The organism is Actinomycetospora corticicola (genome assembly GCF_013409505.1).
In the GTDB taxonomy this organism is placed as follows: domain Bacteria; phylum Actinomycetota; class Actinomycetes; order Mycobacteriales; family Pseudonocardiaceae; genus Actinomycetospora; species Actinomycetospora corticicola.
On record NZ_JACCBN010000001.1, the window covers coordinates 711,579 to 730,901 of the forward strand.

At 74.2% G+C, this 19,323-nt stretch carries 16 protein-coding genes; 4 read left to right on the forward strand and 12 right to left on the reverse strand.

The genetic code is table 11. The features are described 5' to 3' along the window. Nucleotides 1-2: 2 nt before the first annotated feature. Together BJ983_RS03395 and BJ983_RS03400 are read right to left on the reverse strand one after the other, a co-directional pair. Nucleotides 3-692 (reverse strand): class II aldolase/adducin family protein, encoded by a 690-nt coding sequence (locus tag BJ983_RS03395; RefSeq protein ID WP_179792517.1) that lies wholly within the window; start codon nucleotides 690-692, stop codon nucleotides 3-5. Nucleotides 693-700: 8 nt separating this feature from the next. Further along, nucleotides 701-2,188 (reverse strand): aldehyde dehydrogenase family protein, encoded by a 1,488-nt coding sequence (locus BJ983_RS03400; RefSeq protein ID WP_179792518.1) that lies wholly within the window; start codon nucleotides 2,186-2,188, stop codon nucleotides 701-703. Nucleotides 2,189-2,371: 183 nt separating this feature from the next. Here BJ983_RS03400 and BJ983_RS03405 point away from each other — a divergent pair, with 183 nt between their 5' ends. Together BJ983_RS03405 and BJ983_RS03410 are read left to right on the forward strand one after the other, a co-directional pair. After that, nucleotides 2,372-4,240, forward strand: a complete 1,869-nt coding sequence (locus BJ983_RS03405) for an FAD-dependent monooxygenase (RefSeq protein ID WP_179792519.1) — start codon at nucleotides 2,372-2,374, stop codon at nucleotides 4,238-4,240. Then, entirely contained in the window at nucleotides 4,237-5,226 is a 990-nt protein-coding gene (locus BJ983_RS03410) for an amidohydrolase family protein (RefSeq protein ID WP_343053679.1), read from the forward strand. Before BJ983_RS03405 ends, BJ983_RS03410 begins: the two co-directional genes overlap by 4 nt. Nucleotides 5,227-5,267: 41 nt before the next feature. Here the strand turns inward: BJ983_RS03410 and BJ983_RS03415 are convergent, their stop codons facing one another. From BJ983_RS03415 to dgoD, 4 genes are read right to left on the reverse strand one after another with little or no spacing between them, the layout of a single operon-like run. Next, a complete protein-coding gene (locus BJ983_RS03415; protein ID WP_179792520.1) occupies nucleotides 5,268-6,617 on the reverse strand; it encodes an MFS transporter in 1,350 nt (449 codons plus the stop codon). Then, the gene (locus tag BJ983_RS03420) at nucleotides 6,614-7,615 is read right to left on the reverse strand and encodes an NAD(P)-dependent oxidoreductase (RefSeq protein ID WP_179792521.1); all 1,002 of its coding nucleotides are present in this window, start codon (nucleotides 7,613-7,615) and stop codon (nucleotides 6,614-6,616) included. The genes BJ983_RS03415 and BJ983_RS03420 overlap by 4 nt, the downstream gene beginning before the upstream one ends. Further along, nucleotides 7,612-8,706: an iron-containing alcohol dehydrogenase gene (locus BJ983_RS03425; protein WP_179792522.1), complete on the reverse strand. Its 1,095-nt coding sequence runs from the start codon at nucleotides 8,704-8,706 to the stop codon at nucleotides 7,612-7,614. The genes BJ983_RS03420 and BJ983_RS03425 overlap by 4 nt, the downstream gene beginning before the upstream one ends. Beyond that, nucleotides 8,703-9,905, reverse strand: a complete 1,203-nt coding sequence (dgoD, locus tag BJ983_RS03430) for a galactonate dehydratase (RefSeq protein WP_218890081.1) — start codon at nucleotides 9,903-9,905, stop codon at nucleotides 8,703-8,705. The genes BJ983_RS03425 and dgoD overlap by 4 nt, the downstream gene beginning before the upstream one ends. A gap of 114 nt (nucleotides 9,906-10,019) precedes the next feature. On the opposite strand from dgoD, the gene BJ983_RS03435 reads away from it, so the two are divergent. Next, a complete protein-coding gene (locus BJ983_RS03435; protein ID WP_179792523.1) occupies nucleotides 10,020-10,910 on the forward strand; it encodes a LysR substrate-binding domain-containing protein in 891 nt (296 codons plus the stop codon). Between the two features lie 146 nt (nucleotides 10,911-11,056). On the opposite strand, the gene BJ983_RS03440 is transcribed toward BJ983_RS03435, so the two are convergent. Next, nucleotides 11,057-11,764, reverse strand: coding sequence for a hypothetical protein (locus tag BJ983_RS03440; RefSeq protein WP_179792524.1), 708 nt, complete (start codon nucleotides 11,762-11,764; stop codon nucleotides 11,057-11,059). 367 nt (nucleotides 11,765-12,131) lie between these two features. Further along, complete coding sequence (locus BJ983_RS03445) at nucleotides 12,132-12,890, reverse strand: hypothetical protein (protein WP_179792525.1); 759 nt, start codon at nucleotides 12,888-12,890, stop codon at nucleotides 12,132-12,134. Nucleotides 12,891-13,077: 187 nt separating this feature from the next. On the opposite strand from BJ983_RS03445, the gene BJ983_RS03450 reads away from it, so the two are divergent. Continuing rightward, nucleotides 13,078-14,199, forward strand: coding sequence for an IS1096 element passenger TnpR family protein (locus BJ983_RS03450; RefSeq protein WP_179792526.1), 1,122 nt, complete (start codon nucleotides 13,078-13,080; stop codon nucleotides 14,197-14,199). A 10-nt stretch (nucleotides 14,200-14,209) separates the two neighbouring features. Here BJ983_RS03450 and BJ983_RS03455 read toward each other — a convergent pair whose 3' ends face one another. Genes BJ983_RS03455 through BJ983_RS03470 form a run of 4 tightly spaced genes read right to left on the reverse strand, consistent with a single transcriptional unit; the run spans nucleotide 14,210 to nucleotide 19,189 of the window. After that, nucleotides 14,210-15,247 carry an acyl-CoA dehydrogenase family protein gene (locus BJ983_RS03455; RefSeq protein ID WP_179792527.1) on the reverse strand — a complete coding sequence of 346 codons (1,038 nt, stop codon included), beginning with the start codon at nucleotides 15,245-15,247 and terminating at the stop codon, nucleotides 14,210-14,212. Beyond that, the gene (locus BJ983_RS03460; protein WP_179792528.1) at nucleotides 15,244-16,383 is read right to left on the reverse strand and encodes an acyl-CoA dehydrogenase family protein; all 1,140 of its coding nucleotides are present in this window, start codon (nucleotides 16,381-16,383) and stop codon (nucleotides 15,244-15,246) included. The genes BJ983_RS03455 and BJ983_RS03460 overlap by 4 nt, the downstream gene beginning before the upstream one ends. After that, the gene (locus BJ983_RS03465) at nucleotides 16,380-17,126 is read right to left on the reverse strand and encodes an enoyl-CoA hydratase-related protein (RefSeq protein ID WP_179792529.1); all 747 of its coding nucleotides are present in this window, start codon (nucleotides 17,124-17,126) and stop codon (nucleotides 16,380-16,382) included. Before BJ983_RS03465 ends, BJ983_RS03460 begins: the two co-directional genes overlap by 4 nt. Then, on the reverse strand, nucleotides 17,126-19,189 hold the full coding sequence (locus BJ983_RS03470; RefSeq protein WP_343053680.1) for an acetate--CoA ligase family protein: 2,064 nt from the start codon (nucleotides 19,187-19,189) through the stop codon (nucleotides 17,126-17,128). Before BJ983_RS03470 ends, BJ983_RS03465 begins: the two co-directional genes overlap by 1 nt. Nucleotides 19,190-19,323: the final 134 nt, after the last annotated feature.

The window sequence follows — 19,323 nt, forward strand, 5'->3', positions numbered from 1 at the left end:
GACTAGGCCGACAGCCCGCGGACCAGGTGGTCCCAGGCGGAGTGGACGGCCGCGGGGTGGTAGATGTGCTCGCGCTTGGCCAGCGCCTCCTCGTCGTCGGTCCACCGCGGGGTGCCGCCGAAGGCAAGGGTGCGCAGCATCTGCTCGGCGGCGATCTCCAGCAGCAGGGCCGCGAACGTGGCCGTCTGCAGGTCGGGGCCGACCGTGACGAGGCCGTGGTTGACGAGGAACATCCCCGAGCAGTCGTCGAGGGTCTTCGCGACCGAGCGGCCCAGCTCCCGCGTGCGGATGAGGTCCGTGGTCTCGGTGAAGACGGGGACGGCCGGGGGTACGAAGAAGGTCGCGGCGTGGCTCACCGGGCGCAGCTCGACGCCGGCGGCGGCGAGCGCGACGGCGTGCGGCGAGTGGGAGTGCACGACGCCCCCGACGTCGGGCCGCGCCGCCAGGATCTCGGTGTGGATGGGGAACTCGACGTGCCGGGGCCCGTCGCCCTCGACGACCTCGCCGTCGGGGGAGACGAGGTGGACGTCGTCCGGCCCCACCTCGGCGAGCCCGAGGCCGCTGCGCTTGATCCACGCGCCGCGCCCCTCGGGGTCGCGGGCGGACGCGTGGCCCCAGATGAAGTCGTCGTGGTCGGCCGCACCGAGGACCCGGGAGGCGAGCGAGACGAGCTCGCGGATGTCGTCGCTCATGGCGCCCTTCAGTAGGAGATGTTGATCGTCTTGAGCTCGGTGTAGCTGAGGAGCTCCTCGAGGCTCTCCTCGCGACCGACGCCGGAGGCCTTGACCCCGCCGTAGGGGACGTTGGGGAAGTGCTTCGCCGAGTCGTTGACCCAGGTGAAGCCGGCCTCGAGCTCGTGGGCCAGGCGCAGGGCCCGGCCGATGTCGCGGGTCCAGACGGCCGCGGTCAGCCCGTAGGGCGAGTCGTTGGCGATCCGGACGGCGTCGTCCTCGTCGTCGAAGGAGAGGACCGACAGCACCGGACCGAAGATCTCCTCGCGGGCGACGGTGTGGTCCTCCCGGACCCCGGTGAGCACGGTGGGGGCGATGAACAGGCCCTGCTGCCAACCCTCGGGGCGGCCGCCCCCGGTGACGACCGTGGCGCCCTCGCGCCGCGCGGTGTCGAGGTAGCCGAGGACCTTGTCGTACTGCCGCTGGTCGATCATGGTGCCCTGCTCGGAGGCCGGGTCGAGGGGGTCGCCGAGGCGGTGCTCGCGCAGCCGGGCCACGATCCGGTCGACCAGGTCGTCGTGCACCGACCGTTCCACCAGCAGGCGCGAGTTCGACCCGCAGGACTGGCCGGACCAGGTGAAGTTCATCCCTCGGATCGCGGCATCGGCCGCGGCGTCGAGGTCGGCGTCGCCGAAGACCACCATGGCGTTCTTGCCACCCAGCTCCAGGCTGACATCCTTGATGCCGGACGCGGCCGCGGCCTGCTGGATCGCCCGGCCGGTGCGCTCGGAGCCGATGAACCCGATCCGCCGGACGTCGGGGTGCCGGACCAGGCGGTCCGGGACGGTCGGTCCGTTCCCGACGACGATGTTGAGCACGCCGGGCGGGAAGACGTCGCGCAGCAGCTCCCCGAGCCGCAACGCCGAGAGCGGGGCCACCTCCGGCGGCTTCAGGATCGTGGGGTTGCCCGCCACCAGCGGCGCGAAGATCTTGCCGGCGAACATCAGCGGGTGGTTGAACGGCACGATCCGGACCACCACACCCACCGGCTGCCGCACGGTGAGGTGCAGGCCGGCGCTGGCCGGGATGGTGTCGCCCTTCATCTCCAGCGCGAGCCCCGCGAACAGCCGGGCCTGGGCGAGCGTGATCTGCACGTCCGTCCGGGAGTTCGCGAGCGGCGACCCGGCGTCGATCGTGTCGAGCAGGGCCAGCTCCTCGCCGTGCTCGGCGATGATCCGTGCGGCCTCGACGACGGCGGCCGCCCGCTGCGGCGCGGGGGTCAGCCGCCACGTCCGGCGGGCGGCGTGGGCCGCCGCGACCGCGGCGTCGGCGTCCTCGGTCCCCGCGTCGGGGACGGTGGCGATCGGCTCGCCGAGGAACGGGCTGATCCGGGCGTAGGTGCGTCCGCCGGTGGCCGGCCGCAGCTCCCCGCCGATCAGGAGGTTCCAGCTCCGGTCGCGCACGGCCAGGTGGCCGGAATCCGGCTCCGTCCGGGTCGGCGTCTGGACCGCGTCCATGCGGGCTCCTCACCTCGTCGTCGGTGACGAGACTCGCCGGGAGCACCTCGGGGCGGAAGAAGATTCTGAAGGGCAGAACAGTGTGTCCGCTCCACGCACGTTCCTCAGGACAGAAAAGATCGCGGTCCGGCGGGGACTGGCCGGAGGATGCGGGGGCAGGCCCGAGACGAGGAGTCGACCCGCATGCAGTTCTACCTCGACGGCTACGAGCCGGGGGACCCCCGGATCGCCCGTCCGCTCCCGGCGGCGCCCGAGCGCGGCGCGGAGCCCCCGGACACGACGGACGTCCTCATCGTCGGCGCCGGACCCGCCGGGCTCGTGCTCGCGGCCCAGCTCGCGGCGTTCCCCGGCATCCGCACCGCCCTCGTCGACCGGCGCAACGGTCCCCTCGCCGTCGGCCAGGCCGACGGCGTGGCGTGCCGGACGGTCGAGATGTTCGAGGCGTTCGGCCTGGCGGACCAGGTCATCGCAGAGGGCTACCAGGTCAACGAGGTCACCTTCTGGCGGCCCGACCCGCAGGACGAGGCGTCGATCGTGCGGACGGGGCGGGTCGACGACGTGGAGGAGGGCATCTCCGAGATGCCCCACATGATCGTCAACCAGGCCCGCATGCTCGCCTTCCTCCGCGAGCACATGGCGCGCTCGGCCGGCCGGGCCGAGCCCTGGTACGGGCTGCACGCGACCGGCGTGCACGTCGATCCCGACCCGGCGGCCGAGTACCCGGTGACGGTCACCCTGCAGGAGGTCGAGGGGGGCCGGACCCGCACGGTCCGCGCCCGCTACGTCGTGGGCTGCGACGGGTCGCGCAGCGCGATCCGGGAGGCCATCGGCGCGCGCCTGCGGGGGGACTCGACGCACCAGTCGTGGGGGGTGCTCGACGTGCTCGCCGTGACCGACTTCCCCGACATCCGGCTGAAGTCCGCGATCAGCTCCGCCGCGGGCAGCATCCTGATCATCCCGCGCGAGGGCGGCTACCTCGTGCGGCTCTACATCGAGCTGGACAACGACCGTGACGGCGCGATGCTGCGCGACCGCAGCGTCACCCCGGAGAAGCTCGCCGAGGTGGCCGACCGGATCCTCCACCCGTACCGCGTCGACGTGCGCCACGTCGGGTGGTGGGCGGTCTACGAGATCGCCCAGCGCGTCTGCGACCGCTTCGACGATCTTCCCGACGACGAGGCGGCCCGGCTGCCGCGGGTGTTCATCGCCGGCGACGCCTGCCACACGCACAGCGCCAAGGCCGGCCAGGGGATGAACGTGTCGATGGCCGACGCCTGGAACCTCGGCTGGAAGCTCGGCACCGTCCTGCGGGGGACGTCGCGCCCGGAGATCCTGCGGACCTACTCCACCGAGCGCCAGGCCGTGGCGCAGCGGCTGATCGAGTTCGACCGCGAGTTCGCGGCCCTGTTCAGCGACCGGGACGCCGAGCCGGAGAAGTTCCAGCACTACTTCCGGGAACAGGGTCGCTACACCGCCGGGGTCGCGGTGCGGTACGGGCCGTCGATGCTCACCGGCGAGCCCGCGCACCAGCACCTGGCCGAGGGATTCCCGGTCGGCATGCGGTTCCACTCCGCGCCGGTGGTCCGGCTGGCCGACGCCAAGCCGATGCACCTCGGGCACGCCGCCCGCGCGGACGGCGCCTGGCGGCTCTACGCCTTCGCCGACCGCGCCCACCCCGCCGCCGCCGACTCCCGGCTCCGGGCCCTGTGCGACGTCCTCCCCGACCTGATCGCCCGGTTCACCCCGCCCACCGTCGACCCGGACGCGGTGGTCGACGTCCGGGCGGTCCTGCAGCAGGGCCACCGCGACGTCGAGGTGCGCGACCTCCCGCCGGTCCTCCTGCCCCGCAAGGGACGATTCGGGCTCGTCGACTACGAGAAGACGTTCTGCCCCCGCCCGGGCGAGGACCTGTTCGACCTGCGCGAGGTGGACCGCGAGCAGGGCTGCCTCGTCGTCGTACGCCCGGACCAGTACGTGGCGCAGGTGCTGCCCCTGCACGCGTACACGGACCTCGCCGACCTCCTCGGCGGGGCGCTGGTGCCCGTCCGGTGACGGAACCCGACCTGCCGGTGGTCGACGCGCACCACCATCTCGTCGAGGATGCCGCCGACCGCATGGCTGCCCTCTGGGGGCGGCGGACCCTTCTCGCCGGCGACTACGCCGAGCTGGTCGGCGAGGAGCGCGTCGTCGCGACGGTCGCGGTGGAGGGGCACACGCGGTACCGGACCTCGGGCCCGGAGCACCTGCGCCCGGTGGGGGAGACCGAGTTCCTCGCCGGTCAGGGCGACGGGCGGATCGCCGCGGCCATCGTCGGGAACGCGGACCTGCGCGGCGGCGACCGCGTCCGGGAGGTGCTGGAGTCGCACCTCGCGGCGGCGCCCGACCGGTTCCGGGGCATCCGCCAGGCCGCCCTGTGGGACGAGGACCCGGCCGTCCTCGGAGGGCTGTTCGACCTGCCGCCCCACCTCTACGCCGACACGAGCTTCCGGGCCGGGTTCGCCCACCTCGAGCCGCTGGGCCTGGTGTTCGACGCGTTCGTCCTCGCGCCGCAGCTCGCCGACGTCGTCGACCTCGCCCGGGCCTTCCCCGACACCCGGATCGTGCTCGACCACCTCGGCAACCCGGTGGGGACCGGGCGGCACACCGGACGGATGGCCGACCAGTTCCCCGCGTGGCGACGGCACATGGCCGAGCTCGCCCGCTGCCCGGCCGTGACGGTGAAGATGAGCGGCCTGGGCACCTTCCTGTCGGGCTCCGCGTCCTACCGGGCCGACCCGCCGGTGGGCCCCGACGTCCTCGCCGAGGAGTGGCGCCCCTGGGTGGAGGAGACCGTCGAGCTCTTCGGCGCCGACCGCGTGATGTTCGGGAGCAACCTCCCCACCGACCGCGTCGGCCCCTTCCCGACGATCCTCGGTGCCTTCCAGGTGATCACGCGCCACTGCTCCGACGCGGAGCGCCGCGCGCTCTTCGCCGGGACGGCGGCGACCGTCTACCGGCTGGACCTGCCGCGTGGAGCGGCGGCCTCCCCGTCGTCGTAGGCCGCGGGCCGCCCGGGGACCCCGGGCGGCGCGGGAGCTCGTCAGCGGCTGACGCCGTGCCCCGGGGCGGCGATGCCGTCCTGGTCGACGACCGGGTCCAGGTCGATCCCGCGCGTCTCCGGCAGGGCCAGCACGGCGAGCAGGCTCGCGACGGCGACGACCACCATCGCGGTCGCCAGCAACCACGGCCCGCCGACCGCCGCGACGAGCCCGACCGCGATCACCGGCGCCGGTCCGGCCAGGACCGCCCCCGGGATCTCGCGGCTCAGCCCGAACCCGCTGAGGCGGTACTGCGCCGGGAAGAGCTCGGCGAAGTAGGCGGCCTGCGAGCCGAAGATCGCGAGGCAGCCGCCGCCCAGGGCCAGCGCGAACGCCAGGACGATGAGGGCCGGGTTCGTCGTGTCGAGCAGCCAGAAGAACGGGAACGAGATCAGCGCGCAGAAGCCGGACACGACGACGTAGACCGGCCGTCGTCCCGCCGTGTCGGACCAGCGCCCGACCAGAGGGATGGCCAGCGCACCGACCGCGCACCCGACGAGCAGCGCGAGGAGCGACGTCGAGCTCGGCACACCCTTGGTCTTGAGGTAGCTCAGCGCGTAGGTCTGGACCACGTAGATGTTGAACGCGAGCGGGCCGTTCGCGATCATCGCGAGCACGAGCCGCTTCGGCATCGCGCGGAGCATGTCGGCAGCGGGGACGCGGGTCTCGGCGCGGGCCGCCTTGAGGTCGGCGAAGACGGGCGACTCGGGGACGCGCAGGCGGATGACCAGTCCGACGGCGACGACGATGATGCTGAGCAGGAACGGGATGCGCCACCCCCAGCTCAGGAGCTGCTCCTGGGGCAGGAGCGCGACGGCGCCGGAGACCGCGGCCGCGAGGCCGATCCCGAGGAAGACACCGGCGGCCGGGAGCGAGGAGAAGTAGCCCCGTCGTCGGGACGGCGCGAACTCTGCGACCATCGTGACCGCGCCGACGTACTCCGCCCCGACCGCCAGGCCCTGCAGCAGTCGGAGGACGGCGAGCAGGATCGGCGCGCCCACGCCGATGGCGGCGTAAGTGGGCAGCAGCCCGATCAGGGTGGTGGCGACCCCCATGAGCAGCAGCGTCGCCACGAGGGCGATCCGACGGCCGTAGCGGTCACCGACGTGCCCGAAGATCGCGGCACCGATCGGTCGGGCGAAGTACCCGACGCCGAACGTCGCGAAGGCGGCGACCAGGCCGGCGGTGCTCGAGAACGACGGGAAGAACAGGGTGCCGAACACGAGCGCGGCCGCCTGGCCGTAGATCGCGATGTCGTACCACTCGATGAGGCTCCCGACCATCGTGCCGGGGATGAGCCGTCGTCGGGACTCCTCCCAGATGTCCGTGGAGGAGGGGGCAGCGGCGGTCATCGGCGCTCCTGGAGAGGACGGGCGGGGACGCCCTGGGACGGTCGGACGAGGTGGGAGAGCGGGCCGCCCGTGGCGAGGCGGTTGATGTTCGCGGCGATCACCGCGTACCGGCGCTGGGACAGCTCCCGGGTCCACGCGCTGGAGTGCGGCGTGCACCAGACGTTCGGGAGGTCCCAGAAGGGCCGGTGGGCCGGGGGCGGATCCGGCTCCGAGGAGCTGGGGTAGCGGTACCAGACGTCGAGGACGGCGCCGCCGATCGCGCCGGAGGTGAGCGCCTCGTACAGCGCGTCCTCGTCGACGACCTCCGCGCGGGACACATTGATCACCACCGCGTGCGCCTTCATGACGGCGAGCGCGGGGCGGTCGATCAGCCCGGTCGTCTGCGCGGTGAGCGGGCAGGCGACGACGAGGTGGTCGACCTCGGCGAGGAACGCGTGGAGCCGGTCGGGCGGGAACACCGTGGTCGTGCGGTCGTCGAGGGCGTGGTCGTCGAGCGCGAGCACCCGCATCCCGAACGCCGACGCGCGGGCGGCGACGGCACGACCGATCCGCCCGTAGCCGAGGAGCCCGAGGGTCTTGCCGTGCACCTCGCCGTGCGGGAGCCGGTGGCGGTACTGCTCCGGCCACCCCTCCGCGGTGAAGCGGTCCGTCATCTCGCCGGCGCGGATCTCCCAGTCCAGGAGCCGGGCGAGCACGAACTCCGCGATCGGGATCTCGTGCTCGAAGACGTTCGCGACGGCGGTCTCCGGCCGGAGCGCGTCGAGGTCGATCCCGTCGAGCCCGGCACCCGGCACGTGCAGGAGCCGGAACGCGGGAGCCTGCCCGGACGGCCGCCGGAAGCGCAGCGAGACGACGACGTCGTCGGGGTCGATGCGGTCGTCGTACGCCCCGGTGGTCGCGGCGTCGGCGGGAAGGGCCACCACCTCGTGCGACGGGTCGAGGTGCGCGGTCAGGTCGGCGGCGTGCCCGGCCGCCTCGCCGACCAGGTGGACCTTCACGGCCGCCGCCCGTCCAGGGCCGCGTCGAGGATCGCCCGCACGGGGGCCTCCTCGATGGGGGCGGGATTGCGGCCCTCCCACGGGTCGTCGCCGTGACCGCCGGTGGTGATCTCGACGATCCGCTCCACCGCCTCCCGGTCCACGCCGACGTCCACGAGCCGGACGGGCAGCCCGGCCGAGGAGGCGAGGTCCCACAGGTGCCCGGCGAGGTCGTCGGTGCCGACGGCCCGCGCGATCAGCCCGAGGGCCTCCGGCGCCCGCTCCAGCAGGTGGGCCGTGACGTAGGGCAGGACGACGGCGTGCGCCGTGCCGTGCTCGACGTCGAAGCTCCCGCCCAGCGTGTGGGCGACCGCGTGCTGGAGGGCGAACCCGCCGGTCAGCGCGGCTCCGGCCAGGTAGGCGCCGTAGAGCAGGTCGGAACGCGCACCGAGGTCGTCGGGGGCAGCGAGCAGCCGGGGCAGGGCGTCGCAGGTGACCCGGGCTCCCTCGACGGCGGCGGGGACGAGCAGCGGGCTCGTCGTCGGGAGGTAGACCGCGTCGACGCAGTGGGCGAGCGCGTTCATGGCACTGGCCGCGCTGACCGTCACGGGCAGGCCCACCGACAGCTCGGGGTCGTAGAGCACCGTCGAGGCCAGCATGTCGAGGCTCTGGTGCATGTACTTGACGCCGTCGATCGTCATGCCGCAGAAGGCCGTCATCTCCGAGCCCGAGTACGTCGTCGGGATGTCGATGATCGGGAGCGCGTGGCGGTAGGCGATGCCCTTGGCGAGACCGGTCGCGGCGCCGCCGCCGGCCGCGACGAGGCAGTCCGCGCCGAGCTCCTTCGCCCGGGCCTCGGCGCGGGCGGTGAGCTCGATCGGGACCTGGGAGACGGCCTCGGCGAGCAGGCCCGCGCTGCGGTCACCGAGGTCGGCGACGAAGCGCTCGCCCAGCGCGGCGCGGCCAGGGGTGGTGACGACGAGGGCGCGGGTCGCCCCGAGACGCTCGACCTCGGCGCGCAGCGTGCCCGCGCAGCCGGGGCCGAAGACGATGCGGGGCGGGGTCGCGTTGTGGGGACCACCCGGCGTCGAGAAGGTGCGGAGGTCGCTCACCAGTCCACCACCGTTCCGTCCGGCAGGACCGCGGCACTGCTCTGCGGGACCTCCGGTCGGTAGGGGTGCTTCGCCGCCTCGGTCTCGTCGACCTCGACGCCGAGGCCGGGGGCGTCGGGGACCAGCCAGTGGCTGCCCTCCCGCGTCATCGGCGTGGAGACCACGTCGTCGTACCAGCTCACCGCGCCACTCATCTCTTCCTGGATCACGAAGTTCGGGGTGCTGACCGCGTAGTGCAGGGCCGCGGCGCCCGCGATCGGGCCGTTCGGGTTGTGGGGGGCGATACCGACCTGCTCGGTGTCGGCGAGGGCCGCGATGCGCTTGCCCTCGAGGAGGCCGCCCGTGTGGTTCAGGTCGGGCTGCGCCACGGCGATCGCCTTCGACGCGAGGACCGGCAGGAACTCCCGGAGCCCGACGAGGCGTTCGCCGGTCGCGAGCGGCACCGACGTGTGCTCGGAGACCCAGCGCAGCGCCTCGGTGTCCCCGGGCGCGACCGGCTCCTCGCAGAAGAGCGGGTCGTAGGGCTGGAGCACCTCGATGTACTGCAGCGCGGCGGCGGGGGAGGCGGGCCGGCCGTGGAAGTCGACCATGATGTCCACGTCGGGCCCGACGCCGTCGCGCAGCGCGTCCATCAGCCCGTCCACCTGGCGCCGCTCCCGCGCGACCGTCAGGTGGTGGCCGTAGGGGACGAACACGACCTTGAGCGCGTCGTAGCCCTGCTCGACGACGGCGGCCGCCTTCTCCTTCACCGCCGTGGCGTCGAAGGTCTCGTAGACCGAGCGCATGTCGCCGAGGCCGAGGTGGGTGTAGACCCGGACCCGGTCGCGGACCTTCCCGCCGAGCAGCCGCCAGACGGGCTGACCCAGCGACTTGCCGAGGATGTCCCAGAGCGCGTGCTCGATCCCGCTGATCGCGGTGGTGCCGACGATGCCGAGCCGGTAGTAGCTGTGCTTGGTCATGATCCGCAGCAGCTGCTCGATGTCCCGCGGGTCGCGGCCGACGACCATCGTCGCGAGGTCCTCCACGGCCCCGACGACGGAGCGGGTCTTCCAGTTGAGGCTCGCCTCGCCCCAGCCGATCAGGCCGTCCTGATCGGTGCGGACCTTCACCAGGATCCAGTTCCGCATCTCGGCGTTGACCACCACCGTCTCCACCGCGGTGATGCGGATGGCGAGCGGATCGTCAGGCGGGGCGTGCATGCGGCTCCTCGTCGTCGGTGACGCAGCGCACGCTAGGTCCGGACTTCAGATCAGGTCCAACTCTCTTTCCGGCTCTCTTGATAAGGAGGGGCTGTCACAGGTAGGACGACGGGTGTGGACCGATTCCGTCTCGAGTGCTTCGTCGCGCTGGCCGAGGAGCTGCACTTCCACCGCGCCGCCGAGCGGTGCCACATCAGCCAGCCGGCGATGAGCCAGCAGATCCGCACGCTCGAGCACGAGCTGGGGGTGTCGCTCGCGCACCGCACCCGGCGCAGCGTGTCGCTCTCCCGGCCGGGAGAGGTGTTCCTTGACGAGGCCCGCAAGCTCCTGCGGCAGTGGGACCACTCGGTGGCGCTCGCGCAGCGCACGCACCGCGGGGAGATCGGGCAGATCGTCGTCGGCGCCACCGCACCTGCGCTGTACGTGCTGCTCCCCGAGGTGGTGGCGCTGTTCCGGGAACGGATGCCGGGGATCGGGGTGGTCGTCGCGGAGCTGTCGATGTCCGAGCAGGAGCAGCAGTTGCGCTCCGGCGACATCGACGTGGCGCTGATCCACCCACCACTCGACGACCCGGGCCTCGTCGCCGAGGAGGTCGCCCACCCGGCCTTCCGGATCGCGCTGCCGGCGGCACACCCGCTCGTCGCGCACGAGACCCTGGAGCTCGCGCAGCTGGCGGGGGAGCAGTTCGTCGTCTTCCCCCGCAAGATCGCCCCGCAGCTGCACGACACGCTCATCGCGCTGTGCCGCGATGTCGGGTTCCCGCTGGACATCGCGGTCGAGGCCCATCCGGCGCAGACGATCATCGGGCTGGTGGCGGCGGGTGTGGGGCTCGGGTTCATCGCCGCCGAGGCGCAGCAACTCAACCGCGAGGGGGTCGTCTACCGGCCGTTGCGAGGAGCTCCGCTACGGCTGGCGCTGGGGGTGGCGCACCGGTCGGGGAACGTGCCCTCGACCGTCACCCAGTTCGTGGCTGCCGCGCGGGATGCGGGGCGGACGGTGCGCTGAGAGCCGGCTCGCGACGGGAGGCCGTGCGGCGATGCTGGTCGCGCATGGGAGAGATGTCCTCCGGTCAGCGCGGCCGTCGCCGAGGTACCGACACACCACGCCGGAACCGGGTCACGGTGACTCGGTTCCGGCGTGGTGGTCCGTGCTCAGCGGCGGGGCATGACCTCGGTGCGGGGCTCGCGGTCGTCCTGGCGGACCTGGGCGCCGGTGCGGCGGCCGCGGCCGGCCGCATAGGCGCCGCCACCGGCGAGGACGAGGACCCCGGCGCCGCCGAGGACCCAGGGCAGCACGTCGGAGCCGGCGTCGGGGACCGTGGCGAGGTCGGTGCTGCTGGCGACGGTGTCGGTGTCGGTGCTGGTGGTGTTCTCGGTGCCGGAGGTGTGTGCCGAGGTGTGGGTGCCGGTGGTGCCGGTGCTGCTGTGGTGGGCGGGGACCGGGGGCGGGACGGTGCCGGGGACGGTGAGCTTCGCGGTGACCGTGCCGGCGGAGGAGGACGCGGTGACGGTGTAGCTGCCGGCCTTGAGGTTGGAGGCGATGGTGGCGGAGCCGGAGAACGCCTCGGGGTTGGTGCGCGTGAGCGTGGCCGGGCCGGTGAAGGCGGGTGAGGTGACGGTGATCGGGCCGGTGGCGGTGGAGGCGGCGGGCTCGGCGAAGGTGCCGGAGAAGGTGATCTGGCTGCCGGGCTTGACCGTGCTGGAGGACAGCGTGAGCACTCCCGGCTCCGCGACGGCCGCGGAGACGGTGCTGGAGGTGGCGGTGACGGGGGTGACGGTGTCGGCCAGGGCGATGCCGGTGCCGGCGAAGGTGAGCGAGCCGGCGACGAGGGTGGCGGCGGCGATCCGGGTGAGGCGCATGACGTGCTCCCGAGGGGGTGAGGGAGGTGGTGCGGGGAGCGTCCGGGTGGGGCGTTCTCCGTGCTGATGGGGAGAACTCTGCCGCCGCGGCCAGGCCCGTTCCGTCCCCCGAGCGACCGGTCCCGGGGACGACAGGACCGTCCCCCGACGAGGGGACAACTAGGCAGTTGATCATGCCGAGCGCGACACCCGGCGTCGTCGCACTCGACATGATCAACTGACTAGCGCCCCGATCGGGATGCGAGTCCCGGGGCCCCGCGCGCCCGGCTGACCAGCCGGACCCGCCGTCGAGAACGCGAGGCCTCCGTACACATCACGACGCCGGAACCGAGTCGTGGCGACTCGGTACCGGCGTCGTGGTGCGTGCTCAGCGGCGGTGCATGACCTCGGTGCGGGGCTCGCGGTCGTACGGCGCGGTCTGCGGGTCCTGCTCGTCGCGCGCGGCCGGGGCGTTCCCGCCCGAGGTGCGGCGGGCCCGGAAGACGTAGGCGCCGCCCGCGAGGAGGATCGCCGCGCCGCCGAGCGCCCACGGGAGAACGTCGGTCCCGGAGGGAGCGTCGGCCGAGGTCGCAGCGGCGGGCGTGGTGTCGGTTCCGGTGGTGTCGGCTCCGGTGGCGGCGGCCGAGTGGTGCGTCCCCGTCGTCGAGCCGGAGGAGGAGCCGTGGCTGCCGCCGGTCGTGGTGCCGGTGCCGCCGTGGTGGATCGGGGCGGGCGGGACCGGGGCGGGCCCGGAGCCGACGACCGTGAGGGTCGCCGTCGCGGTCTGGGTTCCGCGGGTCGCGGTGACGGTGTAGGAGCCGGGCTTGGCGGAGTTCGCGATCTGGGCGAACCCGTCGAAGCTGGTGGGGCTCGCGTCGCGCAGGGTGGCGGAGCCGGCGAACGCCGGTGAGGTGACCGAGATCGACCCCGTCCCGGGCTGCGTGAACATCCCGGACAGTGACACCGACGCACCCGGCTTGACCGAGCTCGAGCCCAGCGTGATCGTGCCGCCGGACTGGGTCACGACCGAGGCGCTGCTGGAGATGGCGGGGGTCGCGGTGACGGTGTCGGCCAGCGCGATGCCGGTACCGGCGAAGGTCAGCGATCCGGCGACGAGCGTGGCGGCGGCGATCCGGGTGAGACGCATTGGGGTGCTCCCGAGGGTGTGGAACGTGGGAGGGAGTGAGTCCCGGTCCGGGGCCGTTCTCCCTGCTGACGGGGAGAACTCTGCTTTCGCGGGCAGGCCCGTTCCGTCCCCCGAGCGACCGGTCCCGGGGACGACCCGGACGTCCCCCGACGAGGGGACGTCGTCGCCGGACGCGAGACTGTCGGGCGTGCAGACGAGGAGAGTTCGCATCCGACTCCAGGGCGTCGACCCCGTGGTCGAGCGGGTGCTGGACGTCCCGGCCCGGGCGACCCTTCCCGAACTGCACTTGCTCCTGCAGGCCGCGATGGGCTGGGTGAACGTCCACCTGCACGCCTTCGAGGTGGCCGGGGTCCGGTACGGACCCGCTGACGTCGACCAGCCCGACGACGCGGTCGACGAGTCGACCGCGTCCTTGCCGGCCCTCGGCGACCGGTTCGTCTACGAGTACGACTTCGGCGACGGCTGGACCCACGACGTCGAGGTCCTCGGCGTCGGCGGCGACGAGCCGGGCTGCGTCGACGGGCAGGGCGGCTGCCCGCTCGAGGACTGCGGCGGGCCGCACGGGTTCCAACGGCTCCGGGACGTGCTGGCCGACCCGCAGCATCCCGAGCACCAGGACGCGCTCGCCTGGGTCGGCGGGTCGCTGCCCGGGTTCGACCTCGCGGCGACCGACCGGCACCTGCGGCAGGTCGTCGGCGCGGTCCCGGAGAGCGTGCGGCTGCTCCTCGGCCTGCTCGACGGCGGGGTGAAGCCCACCGCGACCGGCCGGCTGCCCCGGACGGTCGTCCGCGCCATCCAGGAACAGCGACCGCAGTGGGCGTTCTACGAGAAGCCCGCGAGCCGCGAGGACGACCTGCGCCCGCTCGAGGAGCTGCACGCGATCCTCCGGAAGGTCCGCCTCGTCCGTGTCCAGAACGGCGTGCTGACGCCGACCCGCGCGGCGTTCGACGACCTCGAGGTGATCCGGCGGCTGCGCGGGTGGCTCGAGACCGGGGACGCCTTCGTCGACCAGCTGGTCGTCGACGCGCTGGCCGTCATCCTCGCCCACGGCCCGATCGAGTCGTCAGAACTGGCGGCCCGGATCCTGGACCTCATCGGCCACGGGTGGACGGTGGACGGCGAGCCCGTGTCGGTCGACGACGTCCGGATGGAGTTCGCCGGCATGTCCGGGGCCCTGCAGGGACTGGACCAGATCGTCCTCGAGGACTGGCGCGAGTGGGCGGCAGGTCTGGCCACGCCGCTGCTGCCGGCCGCCGTCGGGATGGTCGCCGCCTGGAGCGAGCACTCGACCCAGCCGCACTACCGCTGACCACCGACTCTCAGCGCACCAGCCCCCGCGAGATCGTCGGCCAGAAGGTATCCGCGCCACCGGCGGCGAGTGCGTGCCCCAGCTCGGCAGCCCACGAACGGCCGCCGCCCCACTCGTCGCGCCAGGACCACAGCCGGCGGGTGAGGACGCCCAGACCGAACTCGCGTGTCATGCCCATCGCCCCGGTCGCCTGGTGGGCGGCCGTCGCGACGGCACCGGCCACGTCCGCGGCGACGGAGGCCGCGGCCGCCACGGCCAGGGGGTCGGGCTCGCCCTCGTCCCCGGCGCCGGCAGCGGCGGCGCCGACGGCCATCGCCGCGAGCTCGGTCTGCTCGGCGATCTGCACGAGGTGTGCGGCGACCGCGGGGAACCGGGCCACCGGCCGGCCGAACTGCTCCCGGTCCCCGGTGTAGCGCAGGGTCAGTTCCAGCACCGCCCGGGCGGCTCCCGCGATGAGCGCGGCCCGGGACAGGGCTCCGCGTCGTGCGAGTTCGTCGACGGCGATCGGGTCGACCGGAGCGACTGCGGCGGGCCGCACGCCGGTCAGGTCCACGTGGTCCCGCGGCTCCCCGGCGAGGTTGCGGCCCGGCGTGACCACGCCCGTTCCGGGCTCCACCAGCACGACGGTGCCCCCGTCGACGACCAGAGCCGACGCGGCGCTCCGACCCCACGGGACCCGGTCGACCGAGCCGACGAGCACCCCGTCGTCGAGAACGAGCCCGGGGGAGGGGGCCGTCGATAGCGGGCCGTCGGGCAGGCCGAGGCCCGCGCGGGCGAGCAGGCGTCCGGCGAGGAGACCCGTCTCGGCGACCGGGACGGGCGCAGCTGCGGCGCCGACCGCCTCCAGGACCGCGCAGGCCTGGGCCACCGAGCCTCCCGAGCCCCCGGCGGGCTCGGGGACCGAGACCGTCGTGAACCCGCCGTCGGCGAGCGCCGCCCACACGGTCGGCGCCCCGCCGTCCCGCTCGGCGTCCTCGAGGACGGCCGGAGAACAACGGCCGCGGAGCACGTCGGCCACGGCGTCACGGAGCTCGGTCGTGTCGCTCATCGGGCGCCTCCCCCGGTCAGGGCCTTCGCGGCGATACCGCGCAGCACCTCGGTCGTCCCGCCGCGCAACGTCCAGCTCGGAGCGTTGAGCACGCACTCGGCGAGCAGCTGCTGGAACATCGAGCCCCCGGGGTCGATCTCGCACGCGGCGATCTCCCGGACGGTCTCCACGGTCTGTTGCTCGAAGATCGTGCCGACGTCCTTCACCAGCGCCGCCTCCGTCGCGGGCGCCTCGCCCTCGTCGAGGGAGCGGGCCACGGCGAGGGAGAGCTGCCGGATCGACCACAGCCGGGCCGCGATCCGCCCGAAGGCCGTCGCCGCGGCGTCGTCGAGGTCCTTGCCGTGCTCGGCGAGGTAGTTGCGCAGCAGGCCGAGCACCGAGAGGTAGCGGTCGGGCCCCGAGCGTTCGTGGGCGAGCTCGGCGGTCACCTGCGCCCAGCCCTGCCCGATCTCGCCGAGCACCCGGTCGTCCGGGACGTGGACGCGGTCGAGGACCACCTCGTTGACGTGCAGCTCGCCGTCGATCAGCGGGATCGGCGACACGGTCACCCCGGGGGAGGAGAGGTCCACCACGAGCTGGGACAGCCCGCCGTGGCGGTTCTCGGAGGCCGAGGTCCGGCAGAGGACGACGAAGAAGTGGTTGAGGTGGGCGTTGGTCGTCCAGACCTTCGTGCCGCTGACCTCCCAGCCGCCGTCGACGCGGGTGGCGGTGGTCCGGACGGCGGCGAGGTCGGACCCGGCGTCGGGCTCGCTCATGCCGAGGGAGAAGAAGCACTCCCCGGCCGCGATGCGCGGGAGGAACCACCGGCGCTGCTCCTCGGTGCCGAAGCGCAGCAGTGCCGGCGCCGTCTGCCGTTCGGCGATCCAGTGCGCGGCGATCGGGGCGCCGGCGGCGAGCAGCTCCTCCACGACGAGGAAGCGCTGGACCGTGCTCGCGCCCGCCCCGCCGTACTGCCGCGGGATTGACATCCCCACCCAGCCCCGTGTGGCGAGGGCCCGGCTGAAGTCGGGATCGTGTCGTCCGCCCAGCCCCAGCCCGGGCCGGAAGTCGGCGGGCAGGGTCCCGTCGAGCCAGTCGCGGACCTCGTGGCGCAGCGCGTCCTCGGCGGCCGAGAGCGGGGTGGGGGTGAAGATCACGACGGGTCCTCCTGGTGGCGGCGACGCTGCGACCACATCTGGGTCGCACGCTCGAACTCGAGGGCGGCGTCCCACGGCAGGGCGGGCGGGCCGAGCTCGGTGCGGAACGAGCGGACGGCCTGGCGGGCGAGGTGGGGGTCGGCGGCCGGACCGGCAGCCAGGGCGAGCGCGGTCGCCTCGACGTCCGCGTCGTCGACCGCGCGCCAGGCCAGACCGATCTCGGCAGCACGGGTGCCCTCGATCTCCTCCCCGAACAGGCCGAGAGCAGCCGTGGCCTCGCGGCCGGCGCTCCGCCCGGCGAGCGTGAAGAACCCGCCCCCGGGGTGCAGGCCGATGCGCAGGAAGCCCGCCAGCAGGCGGGCGTCGCGGGCGACGATTCGCAGGTCGGTGGCCAGGGCGAGGTTGATCCCGGCGCCGACAGCGGCACCGCGGACGGCGGCGATCGTCGGGACCGCGAGGGTGCCCACCCGCCGGAACGCTCCGTACACGGCGCCGGTGTCGCGGAAGGTCGCGTCCTCCGCCTGGTCGGCGCCGGGACGCCAGCCCCGTCGGTCGGCGCCGGAGCAGAACGTGCCACCCGCACCACGGACCACGGCTGCGCCCACCGCCGGGTCGGCGTCGACGGCGTCGCAGGCCTCGGCGAGCTCGCGGCCCATGGCCGGGGTGAGGGCGTTGCGGACCTCCGGGGCATCGACGGTGAGCAGCGCGACGCCGTCGGTCACCCCGAGTGAGATGCCGCCCATCAGGCACGCTCCAGCAGCACGTCGACGGCCACGGCCCCGTGGGTCCCGACGACGAGGGGATTCACTTCCAGCTCCTGCAGCCCGTCCGCCCCGGCGGCCCGGCTGATCCGGACGATCGCGTCGACGGCGGCCCCGACGTCCGCCGGAGGTGCTCCCCGGTGGCCGGCGAGCAGGGATCGGCAGCGCAGGGAGTCGAGCAGCGCGCGGGCGGTGTCGGCGGTGACCGGGGCCAGTGCGTGGGCCAGGTCGTGGTGGAGCTCGGTCTCGGTGCCACCCCGACCCACGGTGACCACCGGCGGCCAGTTGTCGCGCCCGCCGTCCACGGACACGAGCAGCTCGACGCCCGGCGGGACCATCTCCTGCACGAGCACGGCCTCCGCGCCGGGGACGCGGGCAAGCAGGGCAGCGGCCTCGTCCGCGGCGCCGGCCACGTCGACACCCAGCCGCACCGCCCCGGCCTCGGTCTTGTGCTCGAGCCCTGGGGCGACCGCCTTCAGCGCCGCGAGGCCACCCACCGCGGCGACCGCATCGGGGGCCTCGGCGGCCACCGGCACCCGTACCGACCGCGGCACCGGGACGCCGAGCGCGGTCACGAGGGACCAGGCGTCGTCGATCCGGGGAACGGGGGTGGCCGGAGCGGCCGGGGGAGCGGCCGCGGTCGCGGCGGCCGCCAGCACGCGAGTGGCGACGGCGATGGACGAGAACACCGGGACGCCGGCCGCGCGCAGGACCGCCCGTCCCTCGACGGTCGCGTCCTCGCCTGCCATCCACACCACGACCACGGGGGGCGCGTCGGCGGGCGCGTCCGCGACGGTCGCCGCGAGATCGGCCGCGAGCGCGCGGGCGGTCTCGCCGACCAGCATCGTCAGGATCACCATGACCGCGTCCACCGCGGGGTCGTCGCGGACGAGGGCGCAGACCTCCCCGAAGGCGCCGCCGCCGTCGTTGAACAGCTGCGCGGTCACGTCGACGGGGTTGGCGACCGAGCCGAAGGCCGGGACGCGGCGGGCGAGCTTCTCGCGGGTGGGTTCCGCCAGCTCGGGGACGGTGAGACCCACGTCCGCACACCGATCGACCGCGAGGATGCCCGCACCCCCGGAACTGGTGACCGCGGCGACGCGCGGGCCGCGCGGGCGGGTCTGGGTCCGCAGCAGGGTGGCGGCCGCGAGGAGCTCCTCGACGTCGTCGACGAGGACCACACCGTGTTCGCGGGAGACGAGGTCGAAGGCGGTGCTCTCGGGCAGCATCGCGCCGGTGTGGGAGAGCGCGGCGCGGCGCCCGCTCTCGGTGCGGCCGCTGCGCAGGACGACGAGGGCGGTCCCGGCCGTGCGGGCCTCGGCGGCGAGGCGGACGTAGTCGGCGGGCCGGGGGAGGGCCTCGGCGTAGACGGCGAGCACGTGCACGTCGGGATCGGCGACCAGGACCCGGGCGACCTCGGCGACGTCGACGTCGGCCTGGTTGCCGGTGCTCACCCAGGCGGTGAGGTCGAGCCCGCGGGAGGCGGCGACGTCGAGGACCGCGCCGCCGATCGCGCCGCTCTGACCGACGTAGGCGATGCCGCTGCTCCCCTCCAGCACGCGCTCACCCGCCGCGGTGAAGGTGGCGAAGAGGCGGCTGCGGGCGACGTAGAGGCCCTGGCAGTTCGGGCCGAGCAGGCGGACCCCGGCCCGGCGGGCGGCGTCGGCGAGCTCGGCCTGCGCCGCGACGCCGTCGCCCCCGACCTCGGCGAACCCGGAGGCGAACACGACCACGGCGGCGGCCCCGACCGCGCCCGCCTCCTCGACGGTGGCGATCGCGCGCTCGGCGGGCACCAGGGCGAGCACGAGGTCGACGGGGCCGGGCACGTCGGCGAGGCGGGGGTAGCAGGGCAGGCCGCCGAGCTCGTCGTAGCGCGGGTTGACCGGGAGCACCCGGCCCGCGAAGCCGCGGTCGCGCAGCCAGGCCAGGGGACGCGCCATTGGGTGGCCCTCGCGACCGGAGGCGCCGACGAGGGCGACCGACCGGGGGTGCAGGACCCGACCCCAGTCGCCCGGGGCCGACTCTCGGGGACCTCGCTCCACCACGGACCTCCTCGGCGACGACGCATCGGTGACGCGGTCCGCACCGTAGGCGGGCGACGGGCCGGGAGACAACGACGCACACGATTTCGTATCCGATCCTCACGGCGGTAGGGCCGGGGTGGCCGCTCGCTAGGCTG